Source organism: Streptomyces sp. KL116D (assembly GCF_030766975.1).
GTDB lineage: Bacteria > Actinomycetota > Actinomycetes > Streptomycetales > Streptomycetaceae > Streptomyces > Streptomyces longispororuber_A.
In genome coordinates this window covers 81,011-95,254 of the sequence record NZ_JASERH010000095.1, presented here as the reverse complement: position 1 = coordinate 95,254, position 14,244 = coordinate 81,011, and the positions used below count along the sequence as shown (strand labels likewise).

The 14,244-nt window shown below is 73.5% G+C and carries 13 protein-coding genes; 5 read left to right on the top strand and 8 right to left on the bottom strand.

All coding sequences use genetic code 11. From position 1 onward, the window contains the following. Positions 1 to 157 precede the first annotated feature (157 nt). The 4 genes from RBJ77_RS37965 (at position 158) to RBJ77_RS37950 (ending at position 4,072) form a co-directional block, all read left to right on the top strand. Positions 158 to 1,519 carry a lipase family protein gene (locus tag RBJ77_RS37965; protein WP_372349106.1) on the top strand — a complete coding sequence of 454 codons (1,362 nt, stop codon included), beginning with the start codon at positions 158 to 160 and terminating at the stop codon, positions 1,517 to 1,519. 90 nt (positions 1,520 to 1,609) lie between these two features. Further along, positions 1,610 to 2,020, top strand: coding sequence for a RidA family protein (locus RBJ77_RS37960; protein ID WP_372349105.1), 411 nt, complete (start codon positions 1,610 to 1,612; stop codon positions 2,018 to 2,020). Positions 2,021 to 2,099: 79 nt separating this feature from the next. Further along, entirely contained in the window at positions 2,100 to 3,176 is a 1,077-nt protein-coding gene (locus RBJ77_RS37955; protein ID WP_372349104.1) for an SPFH domain-containing protein, read from the top strand. Continuing rightward, entirely contained in the window at positions 3,173 to 4,072 is a 900-nt protein-coding gene (locus RBJ77_RS37950; RefSeq protein WP_372349103.1) for a hypothetical protein, read from the top strand. The genes RBJ77_RS37955 and RBJ77_RS37950 overlap by 4 nt, the downstream gene beginning before the upstream one ends. A 102-nt stretch (positions 4,073 to 4,174) precedes the next feature. Here RBJ77_RS37950 and RBJ77_RS37945 read toward each other — a convergent pair whose 3' ends face one another. The 3 genes from RBJ77_RS37945 to RBJ77_RS37935 form a co-directional block, all read right to left on the bottom strand. Beyond that, complete coding sequence (locus tag RBJ77_RS37945; RefSeq protein WP_372349102.1) at positions 4,175 to 5,629, bottom strand: SulP family inorganic anion transporter; 1,455 nt, start codon at positions 5,627 to 5,629, stop codon at positions 4,175 to 4,177. Between the two features lie 8 nt (positions 5,630 to 5,637). Further along, the gene (locus RBJ77_RS37940; protein WP_372349101.1) at positions 5,638 to 6,219 is read right to left on the bottom strand and encodes a carbonic anhydrase; all 582 of its coding nucleotides are present in this window, start codon (positions 6,217 to 6,219) and stop codon (positions 5,638 to 5,640) included. 74 nt (positions 6,220 to 6,293) lie between these two features. Beyond that, on the bottom strand, positions 6,294 to 6,668 hold the full coding sequence (locus RBJ77_RS37935; protein ID WP_372349100.1) for a hypothetical protein: 375 nt from the start codon (positions 6,666 to 6,668) through the stop codon (positions 6,294 to 6,296). Between the two features lie 247 nt (positions 6,669 to 6,915). Here RBJ77_RS37935 and RBJ77_RS37930 point away from each other — a divergent pair, with 247 nt between their 5' ends. Then, positions 6,916 to 7,662, top strand: a complete 747-nt coding sequence (locus tag RBJ77_RS37930; RefSeq protein WP_372349099.1) for a nitroreductase family protein — start codon at positions 6,916 to 6,918, stop codon at positions 7,660 to 7,662. 9 nt (positions 7,663 to 7,671) lie between these two features. On the opposite strand, the gene RBJ77_RS37925 is transcribed toward RBJ77_RS37930, so the two are convergent. The 5 genes from RBJ77_RS37925 to RBJ77_RS37905 all read right to left on the bottom strand — a co-directional run bounded on the left by RBJ77_RS37925 (position 7,672) and on the right by RBJ77_RS37905 (position 14,102). After that, positions 7,672 to 9,315, bottom strand: a complete 1,644-nt coding sequence (locus RBJ77_RS37925; RefSeq protein ID WP_372349098.1) for an ABC-F family ATP-binding cassette domain-containing protein — start codon at positions 9,313 to 9,315, stop codon at positions 7,672 to 7,674. Beyond that, positions 9,308 to 10,942 carry an ABC-F family ATP-binding cassette domain-containing protein gene (locus RBJ77_RS37920; protein ID WP_372349097.1) on the bottom strand — a complete coding sequence of 545 codons (1,635 nt, stop codon included), beginning with the start codon at positions 10,940 to 10,942 and terminating at the stop codon, positions 9,308 to 9,310. Before RBJ77_RS37920 ends, RBJ77_RS37925 begins: the two co-directional genes overlap by 8 nt. A 238-nt stretch (positions 10,943 to 11,180) precedes the next feature. Continuing rightward, positions 11,181 to 11,672 (bottom strand): HPP family protein, encoded by a 492-nt coding sequence (locus RBJ77_RS37915; protein WP_372349096.1) that lies wholly within the window; start codon positions 11,670 to 11,672, stop codon positions 11,181 to 11,183. 153 nt (positions 11,673 to 11,825) lie between these two features. Then, positions 11,826 to 13,547 (bottom strand): MFS transporter, encoded by a 1,722-nt coding sequence (locus RBJ77_RS37910; RefSeq protein ID WP_372349095.1) that lies wholly within the window; start codon positions 13,545 to 13,547, stop codon positions 11,826 to 11,828. Positions 13,548 to 13,688: 141 nt separating this feature from the next. Beyond that, positions 13,689 to 14,102: a hypothetical protein gene (locus RBJ77_RS37905; RefSeq protein WP_372349094.1), complete on the bottom strand. Its 414-nt coding sequence runs from the start codon at positions 14,100 to 14,102 to the stop codon at positions 13,689 to 13,691. Positions 14,103 to 14,244: the final 142 nt, after the last annotated feature.

The following is a 14,244-nucleotide window of genomic DNA, read 5'->3' as shown; positions in this document are numbered from 1 at the left end:
TGAGTGCTACCCGCGGTAACGGCAAGGTCGGTAGCGTCCCCGCGACGCGTGGGGGCGGTGGGACGACCGTCCGCGCGCCTCGTCGGCCTGCCCGCTTCCTGGCCGTCTGCCGCCCGGCACGGACCCCGGTCCGCCGCCCGCACTCAGGAGGTCCGCCATGCCCGCCCCCACCCGTCTGCTGGCCGCCGCCGTCACCGTCGCGGCCTGTCTCGGCGCCCAGGCCCTGCCCGCCGCCGCGGCGACCGGCGCCGCGCACACCGATGCCGCGGACGCCACGGACGTCTCGGCGAACGAGGTCTCGCGCGGTGTCACGATCCCGGCGTTCTACGACCCGCCCGCCGAACTGCCCGCCACCGAGGGCGCCCTCATCCGCAGCGAACCGCTGCCGCTCGCGCTGAGCCTGCCCACCCTGCACGGCCCGCTGCCCGGCACCGCGACCCGCGTGATGTACCGGACGACGGACTCCACCGGCGCCCCGGCCGCCGCCACCGGCGCGTACATCGAACCGTCCGCGACGTGGCGCGGCACGGGTCCCCGGCCGCTCGTCGCGCTGGCCCCCGGCACCCAGGGCCAGGGCGACCAGTGCGCCGCCTCGCTCGGCCTGGAGCACCCGATCCGGCTCAACGGGCAGACGGTGTCCGTCGGTTACGAGGACCTGGCGATCTACCGGCTCCTCGCCAAGGGGGTCGCGGTCGTGGTCACCGACTACATCGGCCTCGGCGCCACCGACCGGCTGCACACCTACGTCAACCGCCTCGACGAGGCGCACGCGGTCCTCGACGCCGTGCGCGCGACCCGCTCCCTGCGCGGCGCGAGCGTGACCACGGAATCGCCGGTCGGCCTCTTCGGCTACAGCCAGGGCGGCGGCGCCACCGCCGCGGCCGCCGAACTCCAGCCGACGTACGCCCCCGACGTCCGGCTCTCCGGCACGTACGCGGGCGCGCCCCCGGCCGACCTCACGGCGACGACCAAGGCGATCGACGGCACGGACCTGGTGGGCGCGCTCGGCTGGTCCCTCAACGGGTTCCTCCAGTCCGACCCCGAACTGCGGCCGATCGCCGACGCCCACCTCAATGACAAGGGGCGGGCCGCGCTCAAGGACCTGTCCACCATGTGCGTCGGCGACGCGATCATCGCGTACACGTCGCGCAAGAGCTCGTCCTGGACCACGGACGGCAAGAGCCTGGAGCAGATCATCCAGGCCGAGCCGAAGCTCCAGGAGTTCCTGGCCCAGCAGCGGATCGGGAAGCTGAAGCCGGCCGGCCCGGTCCGGGTCGCCACCGGCGTCGCGGACAACCTGGTGCCGCACGGGCAGGCGCGTCAGTTGGCCGTCGACTGGTGCGGCCTCGGCGGCCAGGTCTCGTACAAGCCGGTGGTCCTGCCCGACGTGGGGCGCGCCCTGATCAACCACTTCGGGCCGCTCCTGACCGACCAGGGTGACGCGGTGAACTGGCTCACCGACCGGCTGGCCGGCAAACCGGCGACGAACAACTGCGCGTCCCTGCCCGTCCTGCGGTGAGCGGAAAATGAGCGGAGGCGGGCGCGGTCCCTGTGGCAGCATGACCGGGCTTCACGCCCCTGGTCAGCCGCCCGAAGGGAACCTCGAACAGTGGCCCGTGCCATCACCCTGATCCGCTCCGACGCCCTGTCCGACGTGGCCGAGTACGCGTACGCGGCCACGGCCCCCGCCGACGCCCGGCTCGTCTTCCTCGCGGGTTCCTGCCCGTTGGAGGAGGACGGGTCGACCGCCGCCGTCGGGGACTACGCGGGCCAGGCGGCCAAGTGCGTGGCCAACATGCGGGTGGCGCTCGCCGCGGCCGGCGCGACGCTCGAGGACGTCGTGAGCACCCGCGTCCTGGTCGCCTCGACCCGGCAGCAGGATCTCGTCACGGCCTGGCAGGTGGTCAGGGACGCCTTCGGCGACCACGACGTGCCGAGCACCCTGATGGGCGTCACGGTGCTCGGGTACCACGACCAGCTCGTTGAGGTGGAGGGCGTCGCGGCCGTCGTCGACGACTGACCCGACCTTTTATCGTCCGCTTGACGACAATCACCCCTCGGCTTTAGAGTCATGTTGACTCTAACGAGGGGATCTCGTCATGGCCGACATCACCCGGCGCCTCGGCTGGCGCCATCTGCGGGCCACGCCCACGGCGCACGTCCGGCACCACCGCTCCGGCCGGCTCGCGCACGACGGTCCGGGACTCAGCTTCTGGTTCCGGCCGCTCGTCGCCTCGCTCTCCGAAGTCCCGGTGGACGACCGGGAGTTGGCCATGACGTTCCACGCCCGCACCGCCGACTTCCAGGACGTGTCGGTGCAGGCGACCCTCACGTACCGGATCGGGGACCCCGCCGTCGCCGCCGAGCACCTCGACTTCTCCGTGGACCCCGACACCGGCGTCTGGCGCGGCTCCCCGCTGGAGCAACTGGCCACGCTCCTCACGGAATCCGCCCAGCAGCACGCCCTCGACGTGCTCGCGCGGACCACGCTCGCCGAGGCCCTCGTCGACGGCGTGCCCGCCGTGCGGGAGCGGGTCGCGGCGGGACTCGGCGCCGAACCCCGGCTGCCCGCCACCGGCATCGAGGTGGTGGCCGTCCGCGTGATGGCGCTGCGCCCGGAGCCCGAGGTGGAGCGGGCCCTGCGCACCCCGGCCCGGGAGCGCATCCAGCAGGAGGCGGACCGGGCGACCTACGAGCGCCGCGCGGTCGCCGTCGAACGCGAACGGACCATCGCCGAGAACGAGTTGGCCAGCCAGATCGAACTCGCCCGCCGGGAGGAGCAACTGGTCGAGCAGCGCGGCGCCAACAGCCGCCGCGAGGCCGAGGAGAAGGCGGCCGCCGACGCCGTGCGCGCCCGCGCCGAGGCCGACCGCACCGTCCGCATCGCCGACGCCGAGGCGCAGCGCACCGAACGTCTCGCCCAGGCCGAGGCCGACCGCGCCGTGCGGCTGGCCCGCGCCGAGGCCGAAGTCGCCCAGGAGCTCGGCCGGGCCCGCGCCGAGGCGCAGGCGGCCTGGCTGCGCGTGCACGACGACGTCGACGTGGCCACGCTGCGCGCCCTGACCGGAACCCGGCTCGCCGAGAACCTGCCGCGCATCGACAGCGTGACCGTCACGCCCGACGTGCTCACCGGCCTCCTCGCGAAGCTGGGCGGCACCGAAGGGCGCCCGGAGTGAGCCTGGCGCCGCGCGCCGTCCTGGTGCACCGGACCACGGAGTACGAGGAGTTGGTCGCCCGGCACGGCACGCACGGCCAGGCCGCGTTCTTCCTCGCCTCGCACGGCCGGGCGATCGACGAGGTCGCCGAGCGCCATCACCGGGCCCGCCAGGCCCTGGCCGAGGTGTCCGCGGCGGTCCCGCTGGCGTGGCGCCGGGCCCAGGTCGAGCGGGCCGACCTGGACCGGTTCCTCTTCGCGGAGCAGGACGTGGTCGTCGTGGTCGGGCAGGACGGGCTCGTCGCCAACGTGGCCCAGTACGTGGGCGAGCAGCCGGTGGTCGGCATCGACACCGACCCCGGGCGCAACCCGGGCGTCCTCGTCCGGCACCGCCCCGGCGACGCGGCCCGGCTGCTGCCCGCCACGCTCGCCCCGGGCGCCGGGGTGGACGAACTCACCATGGTCGAGGCCGTCACCGACGACGCGCAGTGCCTCGTCGCCCTGAACGAGATCTACCTCGGCGCCGCCGGTCACCGGACCGCCCGCTACCGCCTGGGCCTCGACGACGACGGGGGTGCCGTCGAGGCCCAGGCGTCCTCCGGCGTGCTCGTCGGCACAGGCACGGGCGCGACCGGCTGGATCCGGTCCGTGTGGCAGGAGCGTGGCGGGGCGGGACGGCTGCCCGGGCCGACCGACGACCGGCTGCTCTGGTTCGTCCGCGAGGCCTGGCCGTCACCGGTCACCGGGACCTCGCTCAGCGGAGGCGAACTCGCGGCGGGGGAGCGGCTGAGCCTGACCGTCGAGTCGGAGAGCCTGGTCGCCTTCGGGGACGGCATGGAGAGCGACGCCCTGGAGCTGACGTGGGGGCAGACCGTAAGGGTGGGCCGCTGCGCCAGGCACCTGCGCCTCGTGTCGTGAGTGTCGTGAGTGGGGTGAGTCGGGTGAGTGTGTGACCTGCGGGTCCGGACGTGCCGGAGCCCGACCGCCCTGGAGGCGCAGGGCGGTCGGGCCGGAACACGATCAGGCCGACGTGACCTTCACCGGTTCCGTCTCGGCGGAGCTGTGCCGCTGCGCCCAGCTCTCCAGCGCCGTACGGCACGCGTGATCGAGGTGGTGCAGACCCGACAGGTCCAGTTCGACCGGACGGTCGTGGGGCAGGGCCTCCAGGCTGTCGAGGATCTTCGGCAGTCGCAGGAACGTCGCGTTGCCCGACAGGTACGCCTGCACCGGTCCCGCGCCCTTGTCTATGACCTCCAGCTTCACGTGCGAGGCGTCCCACGCCGTCTTGGCGACGGACAGGGCCACGCCGATCAGCACGCCCTCGAACATGCTGACCGCGACGATCGACACCGCGGTCACCACGAGGACCAGCGCCTCGCCCCGGTGCTCGCGCCACAGCTGGACGAGTGCCCGTACCGGGATCAACTTGCCGCCGGCGTGCACCAGTACGCCCGCCAGCGCCGGTATCGGGATGAAGGCGAGCGCGCCGGGCAGCAGCGCCGCGAACAGCAGCAGCCAGACGCCGTGCAGCACCCGCGACGCCTTCGTGCGGGCGCCCGCCTGGACGTTGGCCGCGCTGCGCACGATCACCGCGGTCATCGGCAGCGCGCCGAGCACTCCGCACACCGCGTTGCCCGCGCCCTGCGCGACGAGCTCCTTGTCGTACGCGGTCCGCGGCCCGTCGTGCATCCGGTCCACGGCCGCCGCGCTGAACAGCGACTCGGCGGACGCGATCAGCGTGAACGCCACGATCGTGCCGATGAGGCCCACGCTGGCGAGTTCGCCGAAGGCGTCCAGGGACGGCGGCTGGACGGACCCGAGCAGACCGCTCACCTCGACGGTGGCGACCGGCGCGTCGCACACGACGGCGACGAGCGTGGCCAGGCCGACCGCGGCCAGCGGCCCCGGCACGACCCGGACCCGCCGCGGCAGGTGCTTCCACAGCACGAGGACGGCGACGGTGCCGGCCGCGAGCGCCAGCGAGACGAGCGAGCGCGTGCTGCCCAGCGAGTCGATCAGCGCCCCGGGCAGCCCGGCCAGCTTGCCGAGCCCCGACTCCGGGGCCCGCGCGCCGAGGGCCGCGTACAACTGGCCCGCGATGAGCACCAGGCCGATGCCGGCCAGCATGCCCTCGACGACCGAGACCGAGATGGCCCGGAAGTAGCGGCCCAGTTTCAGCGCGCCCATGCCGATCTGCAGCAGGCCGGTGGCGAGCACCACGACACCGAGCACCGGCAGACCGAACTCCTGGACCGCCTCGTAGACCAGGACGGTGAGACCGGCGGCCGGCCCCGAGACCTGGAGGCTGCTGCCGCGCATCAGGCCGGTGACGATGCCGCCCACGATGCCGGTGACGAGCCCGAGTTCGGCGGGCACGCCGGAGGCCACGGCGACGCCCACGCACAAGGGCAGCGCGACCAGGAAGACGACGAGTGAAGCGGTGAAGTCCTGCTTGAGATGAGGGTGTTTGGTCATGGCGGCGCTCACAGGGCCTCGAACGCGTCGGTGGCGACGCGGTGTTCACGCACGCCGCCGGTGTGCACCTCGTAGTACCAGCCGCGCAGCCTGACCCGGCCGTCGGCGAGCCGGCGCTCCACGCACGGGTAGGAGCGCAGCCGCAGGAGCTGGGCGAGCACGTGCTGCTGCACCGCTGCGGCGACCGTCGGATCGGTCGTGTCGTCGGCCGCGGTCTCGCCCGCGGCGTGGGCGAGCCAGTCCCGCACGGCGGGCACGGCGTCGAGGTCGTCGCCGCGCACCAGCGCGCCGATCGCCCCGCAGTGCGAGTGGCCGCACACGACGATGTCCTGGACTTCGAGCACCTCCACGGCGTATTCGATGGTGGCGGCCTCCCCGCTGGGGCGGCCGGTCGGGTAGGCGGGCACGATGTTGCCCGCGGTGCGGAGCTCGAAGAGCTCTCCGGGGCGGGCGCCCGTGATCAGGGCGGGCACGACGCGGGAGTCGGAGCAGGTGATGAAGAGAACCTGCGGGGACTGGCCGTCGGCGAGCCCGGCGAACTCCTCAGGGCGTTGTCCGAACGTACGGGCGTTGTCGATGAGGGGCTGCATGGCGTGGTGATTCCTCCTGGCGCGCAGTGGGGGCGCGTCGGGCGTGCAGGACAGGTGCGACTGCTCTGGCGCTGTCAGCAGCGGAAGACCTGGAGGGCCGCCGCTGTGAGACCGGGAAGCGATCTGGCAGGACGGGCGTGCTCAACTCCCGCGCTCACGGCGGGCGGGAGGGCGGCGGACTGCCGAACTCCCGGAGCGAGGGCGGGGATCGGGGCGTGCGCGGCACTGCCGGCGGTCCGCTGCCGGTCCCGGGTGCGGAGCGCGTCGACCGGCTCCGCGGGTGGCGTGCGCTCGCCGGGGCAGAGCCGCTCGGCACCGACCGCCGCGACACCGATGCGATCGGACGTGTGTGCGGGAGTGAACGAGTCCGCGGTGACGAAGAGGGGCAGGGCCAGAAGGAGGGTGACCATCAGGGCCACCGCCGCGCGACGCGTCTCACCTCGAAACATGCGCGCCCCTCCTCGTCGCCGATCTGCCAAGAGAATTCCAACGGTTGGTCAACCGAAGGTCAAGGAGCAGATTAACTGTGCAAAGGTGATCGGTGGGTTAACTCGGCGTTGCGGATCGAAGGATGCGTGAAAAGTGCGGTCGGTTGGCGCGAATCGGCACCGTCGGACACGCGGCGCGCCCACGGGCCAAGTGCCGTGGAACGGAAGGGACTTCCCCAAGGTCCACCCGCTTCCTACACTCGCGATCATGACTGAAGCGATCACCGACAGCGAGTCCGCCGAGCTCTCCGCCGAGCTCTCCGCCGAGCCGGCGCTCTTCTCGACGATGGCCACCATGCGGGCGATGCGCCGCCTGAGCCCCGAACCGCTGTCCGACGAGCTGATCGACCAGCTCGTCCAGGCGGCCGTGTGGGGCCCCAGCGGCGGCAACATGCAGTGTTACGAGTACGTCGTCGTCACCGACCCCGCCGTCATGGCCGAGCTCGCCCCGCTGTGGCGGCGCTGCGTCGACGCCTACCTCGCCACCACCGGCAAGTACGCGCCGGACGGCATGGACGAGGCGGCGTACGGCCGGATGGTCGCCACCATCGAGTACCAGCGCGACCACTTCGCGCAGACCCCGGCGCTGATCATCCCCTGCTACCGGTTCCCCGCGCCGCGCCTGGAGGAGGAGGGCCTGCGGGCGTCGGCCGAGGCGCTCGGCCCCGTCGCGACGGCCGCCCTGGCCGGCGGCCAGGAACGGTTCGCCGCGCTCGCCGAGGGGTCCTGCGTCTACCCCGGAGTGCAGAACCTCCTGCTCGCGGCACGCGGCCTCGGGCTGGCCGCCAACATCACCATCTGGCACCTGATGCTGGAGGACGAGTGGAAGGCCGCCCTCGGCATCCCCGACGACATGCGGACGTTCGCCGCGATCCCGGTCGGCCGGCCGCTCGGCCGGTTCGGCCCGGTGCGGCGCCGGCCCGTCGCCGAGGTCGTGCACCGCAACCGCTGGTAGCCCACGCCGTCACCGGACGGGCGCGCCGGCCGTGAGCCGCACCTCCCGGCCCTGCCAGCGCTCGCGCATCCGCCGGTCGTGCCCGGCCACCACGATCGCACCGGGACCCGCCCCCATCGCGTCCTCCAACTCGTCGCACAGCAGCGGCGACAGGTGGTTGGTCGGCTCGTCGAGCAGCAGCAGCTCCGGCGGGTCGGCCAGCAGCAGCGCGAGCGCGAGACGGCGCCGCTGACCCACCGACAACTGCCCGACCGGTCGGCCCAGTTCGGCGTCGGACAGCAGACCGAGGGAGGCCAGCGGCACCGCCTCGGCCCGCTCGAAGCCGAGCGCCCGCGTGTACGTGGACCGGACGGTGCGCTCCGGGTGCGGGAAATCGGAGTCCTGCGCGAGCAGCCCCACGGTGACGCCGGGCCGTCGCCGCACCTCGCCGGACGGCGCGATCCGCCCGGCGAGAACGGCCAACAGGGTCGACTTCCCACTGCCGTTGGGGCCCGTGACGAGCAGCCGGTCCGTGGCCGTCACGTCCAGCAGGTCGACCGTCAGGCGCCCCGGCACGCGCACCTCGCGCAGCGCCAGGAGGGGGCCGTCCCGGTCGGCGCCGGGCTCGGGCGCCGTCACGAGCCGGTCCCGGCGGAACCGCAGCGGCCGGGGCGGCGCGGCGACCTGGCCGCGCTCCAGCTCGTCGAGCCGCCGGTTGGCGTTGCGCACCCGGCGCGCGATCTGGCTCTGCACCCGGTTGGCGCGGACGCCGTAGCCCATCTTCTCGCTGTCGCGCGGCCCCCGGTCGGGCGCGACGAGCCGGGCGGTCACTCCCGCCGACTGCCGCAGCGCCGCCAGCTCCTCCTGCTCCTCGGCGTACCGCCGCTCCCACCGCTCCCGCGCCGCCCGCCGCTCGGCCTGGTAGGCGCTGTAGTTGCCGCCGTACCGTACGGGGCCGTCCACCGCGGGATCGAGGTCGAGGACGTCCGTGCACACCGCGTCGAGGAAGGCGCGGTCGTGACTGGCGACCACGACGGCGCCGGGCAGGGCCCGCATCTCCTCCTCCACGAACCGGGCCGCCTCGTCGTCGAGGTGGTTCGTGGGCTCGTCGAGGAGCATGGCCGAGGGGCGGCGGACCAGCAGCGCGGCCAGCGCCAGACGTCCGCGCTGTCCGCCGGACAGCGAACCCAGCGGCCGGTCGTGCGGCACCGCGCCCAGGCCGAGCCCGGCGAGCACGAGCGCGGCCCGCCGGTCGGCGTCCCACACCTCGTGCTCCTGCGCCCGGTCGAGGCGCTGCCCGTAGCTGTCGAGCAACTCGCCGTACCCGTCGGCCTCCTGCGGGGTGCGGGACAGGAGGTCGCCGAGCCGCTCCAGCTCGGCGAGCTCGGCGCGGGGCTCGCGCAGCGCGTCGGCCAGCACGTCCGCGACCGTCTGCGTGGCCTCGTACGGCATCTCCTGGTGCAGGAAACCGAGGTCCGCGGGGCGGACGACGCTGCCGGAGTCAGGGGCGTCCACGCCCGCGAGCAGGCGCAGCAGTGTCGACTTGCCGACACCGTTCTCGCCGATCAGGCCGATGCGGCGGCCCGGGGACGCGGTGAGCGACACCCCGTCGAGGACCCGCCGGTCGCCGAGGACGCGGACCAGGTCGTGGGCGAGCAGGGCGGGCTCAGGCATCGTGGTCCTCCTCCGGCGCGGCCGCGTCGGTGAGCCGGCCGTCGGCGAGCCGCAGCCACCGGTCGACGCCGATCCGCTGCAGGAAACGCTCATCGTGGCTGACGACCAGGAACGCGCCCATGTAGGAGGCGAGCGCGCTCTCCAGCTGGCCGACGCTGACCAGGTCCAGGTTGTTCGTCGGCTCGTCGAGGAGCAGCAGGTGCGGTGCTGGTTCGGCGCACAGCACGCAGGCGAGCGTGGCCCGCAGCAGCTCGCCGCCGGACAGCACCCCCACGGGCAGATGGGCCCGCGCGCCCCGGAACAGGAACCGGGCCAGCAGGTTCATCCGCTCCGACTCCGGCCGGTGCGGGGCGAACGCGGCGAAGTTCTCGGCGACGCTGAGCGCGGGGTCGAGGAGGTCGAGGCGCTGCGAGAGATAGGCGACGCGGCCGTCGGCCCGCCTGATCTCGCCGGCGTCGGCGGGCAGGTCACCGTGGACCAGGCGCAGCAGGGTCGTCTTCCCCGCGCCGTTGGGGCCGGTGAGCGCGATGCGCTCGGGGCCGCGTACGGACAGGTCGACGCCCTCGTCGGCGAACAGGCCGCGCACCCGCAGGTGTTCGCCGAGGAAGAGGGTGCGGCCCGCCGGGACCTTGGTGTCCGGCAGGTCGAGGGTGAGGCGCTGCTCGTCGCGAAGCGCCCGGCCGGCCTCGTCCAGGCGGGCCCTGGCGTCGTCGACGCGCGCCGCGTGCATCTGGCCGGACCGGCCGGCGGACTCCTGGGCGCCGCGCTTCATGTTGCCCGCGAAGATCCGGGGCAGACCGGCGCTCTTGAGGTTGCGGGCGGCGTTGCTCGCGCGGCGCTCGGCGCGCTCCCTGGCCTGCTGCAGCTCCCGCTTCTCGCGCTTGACCTCCTGCTCGGCGTTGCGCACGTTCTTCTCGGCGACCTCCTGCTCCGCCCGGACCGCTTCCTCGTAGGCCGTGAAGTCGCCTCCGAAGAACCGCAGTTCACCGGCGCCGAGCTCGGCGATGCGGTCCATGCGGTCGAGCAGGGCCCGGTCGTGGCTGACGAGCAGCAGACAGCCGTTCCAGTGCTCCAGCACGTCGTAGAGCTTGTGCCGGGCGTCCAGGTCGAGGTTGTTGGTCGGCTCGTCGAGCAGCAGCACGTCGGGTCGCTTGAGCAGCTGGGCGGCGAGGCCGAGCGAGACGATCTGGCCACCGCTGAGGGTGTCGAGACCGCGGTCGAGTTCGAGCCCGTCCAGGCCGAGTCCGTCGAGCTGGGCGCGGGTGCGCTCCTCGATGTCCCAGTCGTCGCCGATCACGGTGAAGTGCTCCTCGGCGACGTCTCCGGACTCGACGGCGTCGATGGCCCGGACGACGTCGGCGACGCCGAGCACTTCGGCCACGGTGAGGCCGCTGGTGAGGGGGAGGCTCTGCGGGAGGTGGGCGAGCGTGCCGAGCACGGTGACCGAGCCGCCGGTGGGCTGGAGCTCGCCCGCGATCAGCTTGAGCAGGGTGCTCTTGCCGGACCCGTTGGGTGCGACCAGCCCCGTGCGGCCGGCGGGCACGGTGAAGGAGAGGCCGTCGAAGACCGGGGTGTCGTCGGGCCAGGAGAAGGACAGGTTCGAGCAGATGACGGAAGCGTCGGACACGAGAAGAACCTCGGGTGAGAACCGGGCGGGCGCAGGCCACGGCCCGGACGGGACGAACAGGAAGAGGGGACGACGACGGGACCGCTCCGGCGATGCTCACAAGCATCGGCCGTCGGCCTGTCAGAACCGGGTCTCACCCGGAGATGTCGTCGTCACCCGCCATGTTCGGCTCCTCGATTCACGCGGAAGGTCCAAGAACGTTATCAACCCGACGGCGGTCGGCGCATCCGCAAGGGGGTCACCAGGACAGCGGGTAGCGGACCGGATGGCCGCCGATCCGGCCCGGCAGCAGTCCCATCGCGACCAGCAGCGTGGTCGCCAGCGCCAGCAGCGGCAGGAACGGGACCGGGTGCGGGGCCTGCAGCACCACGATCGCCGCCGTGGCCGCGGCGGGGGAGTGCGAGAGGTGGGTGAGCATCATCGCGCCCAGGGAGAGCCCGGCCGCGACGGCCGCGCCCCATCCGTTGCTCCCGGTGACCGCCAGCGTGCCGAAGCCGATGGCGGCGGACAGCAGCTGACCGCCGACCAGGTTGCGGGGCTGGGAGATCGGCAGCCCGGGCGCGCCGTGCACCAGGGCGGCGCTGGCGGCCAGCGGGGGGATCAGCAGGGGCTGGTGCAGCAGGACGCCGACCGCCACCAGCAGCGACAGGGCACCGATCGCGAAGACGGTGGCCCGCAGGGCGTGCAGGGGATGCGGTCGGGGGGTGGCGGCGGAAGGGGGCGTGGTCATGCGGGCTCCGGGCAGGACGTGGCAGGGCCCGACGATCATAAACAGAATGTTGAAGTCTCAGGTGAATGCGTTGCCTGAGAGGCAAAAGAGCAGGTGGCAGGGTGTGCGGGGTCACACCTGCTCAGGGTGCTGACCGCGCCCGCACCGGCGCCGTCACGCGGCCCCGGCGCGCAGCTCGGCGAGGGCCGCCTCGCTGAGTCGACGGGGCGCCCGCTCGGTGTCGACCAGGACGACCGTGCAGCCGGCGGCGCGGGTGAGGGCCGTGGTGAAGCTGCCGTCGGCGAACTGGGCGAGCGGGCCGCGCGGCGAGTGCCCGACGGCCACGGCCCGGGCCCGCACCTCCGCGGCGTGCCGGGCGAGGGCGCGGCCCGCGGCGGCGTGGTCGCCGACGCTGGTCAGGATCTGCCCCGTGGCGGCGATGCCCTGAGCGGCGAGCCGGTCCAGGTGGGCGACGACGGCCGCGCGGCCCCGGCCGAGCTCCGCCGTGTCGACGGCCTGCTCCTCGACCACCGCGGTCTGCTCGACGTGGACGACCTCCAAGGGGCTGTGGGTGTCCCGGGCGAGTTGTGCGGCGGCGTCGACGATGGCGGCCGCCCGGTCGTGCGCGCCGACCGCGACGACCACCGGGGCGGCGCTTCCCGCGGCCGGCCCGCCGACCGGGGTGAAGGAGGGCAGGACGGGTTCGCTCTCCGTGCTGCCCGACTCGGCCGCGCGCAGCAGGCGGTGTCCGCTGGCCAGGACCGGTATCGCGAGCAGGAAGGTGGCGGCGCCCAGGTAGAAGGGCACGCTGAGGTCGGTGGCGTCGGCCAGCCTGCCCGCGACGTACGGGGCGAGGCCGCCGCCGATGAACCGCAGGAAGCCGTACGCGGACGAGGCCACCGGCCGTTCCACCGGCGACACCAGCATCACGGCCTGCGTGGTGAGGGTGTTGTTGATGCCGATGAAGGCGCCGCTGACGACGACCGCCACGATCACCACGGTCGGGGTGGCGACGCCCGCCGCGATCACCGCCATCACGACGCCGAGGCCGAGGAGATTGGCGTACAGGACGGGCGCGGTGCCGTAGCGGGCCTGCAGGCGCGGGGCGAAGAAGACGCTGAACGCGGCGACGAGCAGGCCCCATCCGGTGAAGACCAGGCCGAGCCGGTGGGCGCTGAGCTCCATCGGGTACGGGGCGTAGCCCAGCATCGTGAAGAAGCCCCAGTTGTAGAGCAGCGCCATGACGCCCATGGTCAGCAGGCCGCGGTGGCGCAGCGCCCTGAGCGGCGCGAGCGGGGACGTGACGCGTTCGGGCCGGGGCAGGTCGGGGACGAACGCGAGGGTGGCGGCCAGGGCGATCGCCATCAGGGCGGCGACGCCGAAGAACGGTCCGCGCCAGCTGACCGCCCCCAACTCGCCGCCCAGCAGCGGCCCCACGGCGATGCCGAGGCCGAGCGCGGTCTCGTACAGGATGATCGCGCCGCCGAAGCCGCCGCTGGCCGAGGCGACGATGACGGCCAGGGACGTGGCGATGAACAGCGCGTTGCCCAGGCCCCAGCCCGCCCGGAACCCGACGATGCCGTCGATGGAGTCGGTGGTGCCGGCCAGGGCCGCGAAGACGACGATGACCGTCAGTCCGACGACCAAGGTGCGCTTCGCGCCGAAGCGGCTGGAGAACCAGCCCACGAACAGCATCGCCACCGCGGTGACGATGAGGTAGCTGCTGAACAGCAGGGACACCTGGCTGGGCGTGGCGTGCAGACTGTCGGCCAGCGCCGGCAGGATCGGGTCGACGAGGCCGATGCCCATGAAGGAGATGACGCAGGCGAACGCGACGGCCCAGACGGCCTTGGGCTGGCGGAACGGACTAGCGGTCCTGGCGTGAGGTGCACTCATGTGTGCTTCTTCCACGACGTCGGGTGCCCGCTCCCCACGGGTGCGCGGCTGACGAGCTGCATCATGCATCTAGATGTACGGTGAAACAAGATGTCGGGGCGGTCTCGTCGAAGGCCGCGCGGGCCGGCCGCCGGCCGCCGGTCAGTCGGTCGCCCTCCTGCGGTCCCACCACAGCGCCGCCCCGGTCGCCGCCGCCCCGAGTCCCTCCCAGGCCGCCACGCCGAAGAACCTCCCCGGCGCCTGCCCCGCCACCACGAGCGAGCTGAAGACCACGAACGTGACCAGGCGGAAGACGGTCGTGAACCGGTAGAACGCGCGCCACTCGTGGTGGACCGCGACCAGGTAGTAGACGCCCATGTTGAACGACGCCATCGACGACGCCGTGACGAACGTCGTCGTGTAGTCGCCGTCGGCCCGGCTCCCGGCGCCGAGCACCTCGAAGCCGAGGCTCTTCAGGAGGGTCTCCGGGGTGGTCAGTCCCACCACCCCCATGACGATCGCCAGCACACCGAAGATCGCCATGGTCCACCCGGCGGTGGAGCGGGGCAGTCTCATCTCATCCCTCCCAGGACGCGCACGCGTACGGAGTGGATCACCTTATGAGGGGCGGGGGAGGGGCTCAACCGGCATACGGGACGGGGGTGTTGGGGCGACCGGCGGACGGGTGCCCCCGGCTGTCCGGACGGCACGGGGACCC

Bases quoted from the DNA above. Each gene is read 5' to 3' on its own strand.
- RBJ77_RS37965 (WP_372349106.1), top strand. From the start codon at position 158: ATGCCCGCCCCCACCCGTCTGCTGGCCGCCGCCGTCACCGTCGCGGCC.
- RBJ77_RS37955 (WP_372349104.1), top strand. From the start codon at position 2,100: ATGGCCGACATCACCCGGCGCCTCGGCTGGCGCCATCTGCGGGCCACG.
- RBJ77_RS37945 (WP_372349102.1), bottom strand. From the start codon at position 5,629: ATGACCAAACACCCTCATCTCAAGCAGGACTTCACCGCTTCACTCGTC.
- RBJ77_RS37940 (WP_372349101.1), bottom strand. From the start codon at position 6,219: ATGCAGCCCCTCATCGACAACGCCCGTACGTTCGGACAACGCCCTGAG.
- RBJ77_RS37935 (WP_372349100.1), bottom strand. From the start codon at position 6,668: ATGTTTCGAGGTGAGACGCGTCGCGCGGCGGTGGCCCTGATGGTCACC.
- RBJ77_RS37930 (WP_372349099.1), top strand. From the start codon at position 6,916: ATGACTGAAGCGATCACCGACAGCGAGTCCGCCGAGCTCTCCGCCGAG.
- RBJ77_RS37925 (WP_372349098.1), bottom strand. From the start codon at position 9,315: ATGCCTGAGCCCGCCCTGCTCGCCCACGACCTGGTCCGCGTCCTCGGC.
- RBJ77_RS37915 (WP_372349096.1), bottom strand. From the start codon at position 11,672: ATGACCACGCCCCCTTCCGCCGCCACCCCCCGACCGCATCCCCTGCAC.
- RBJ77_RS37910 (WP_372349095.1), bottom strand. From the start codon at position 13,547: ATGAGTGCACCTCACGCCAGGACCGCTAGTCCGTTCCGCCAGCCCAAG.
- RBJ77_RS37905 (WP_372349094.1), bottom strand. From the start codon at position 14,102: ATGAGACTGCCCCGCTCCACCGCCGGGTGGACCATGGCGATCTTCGGT.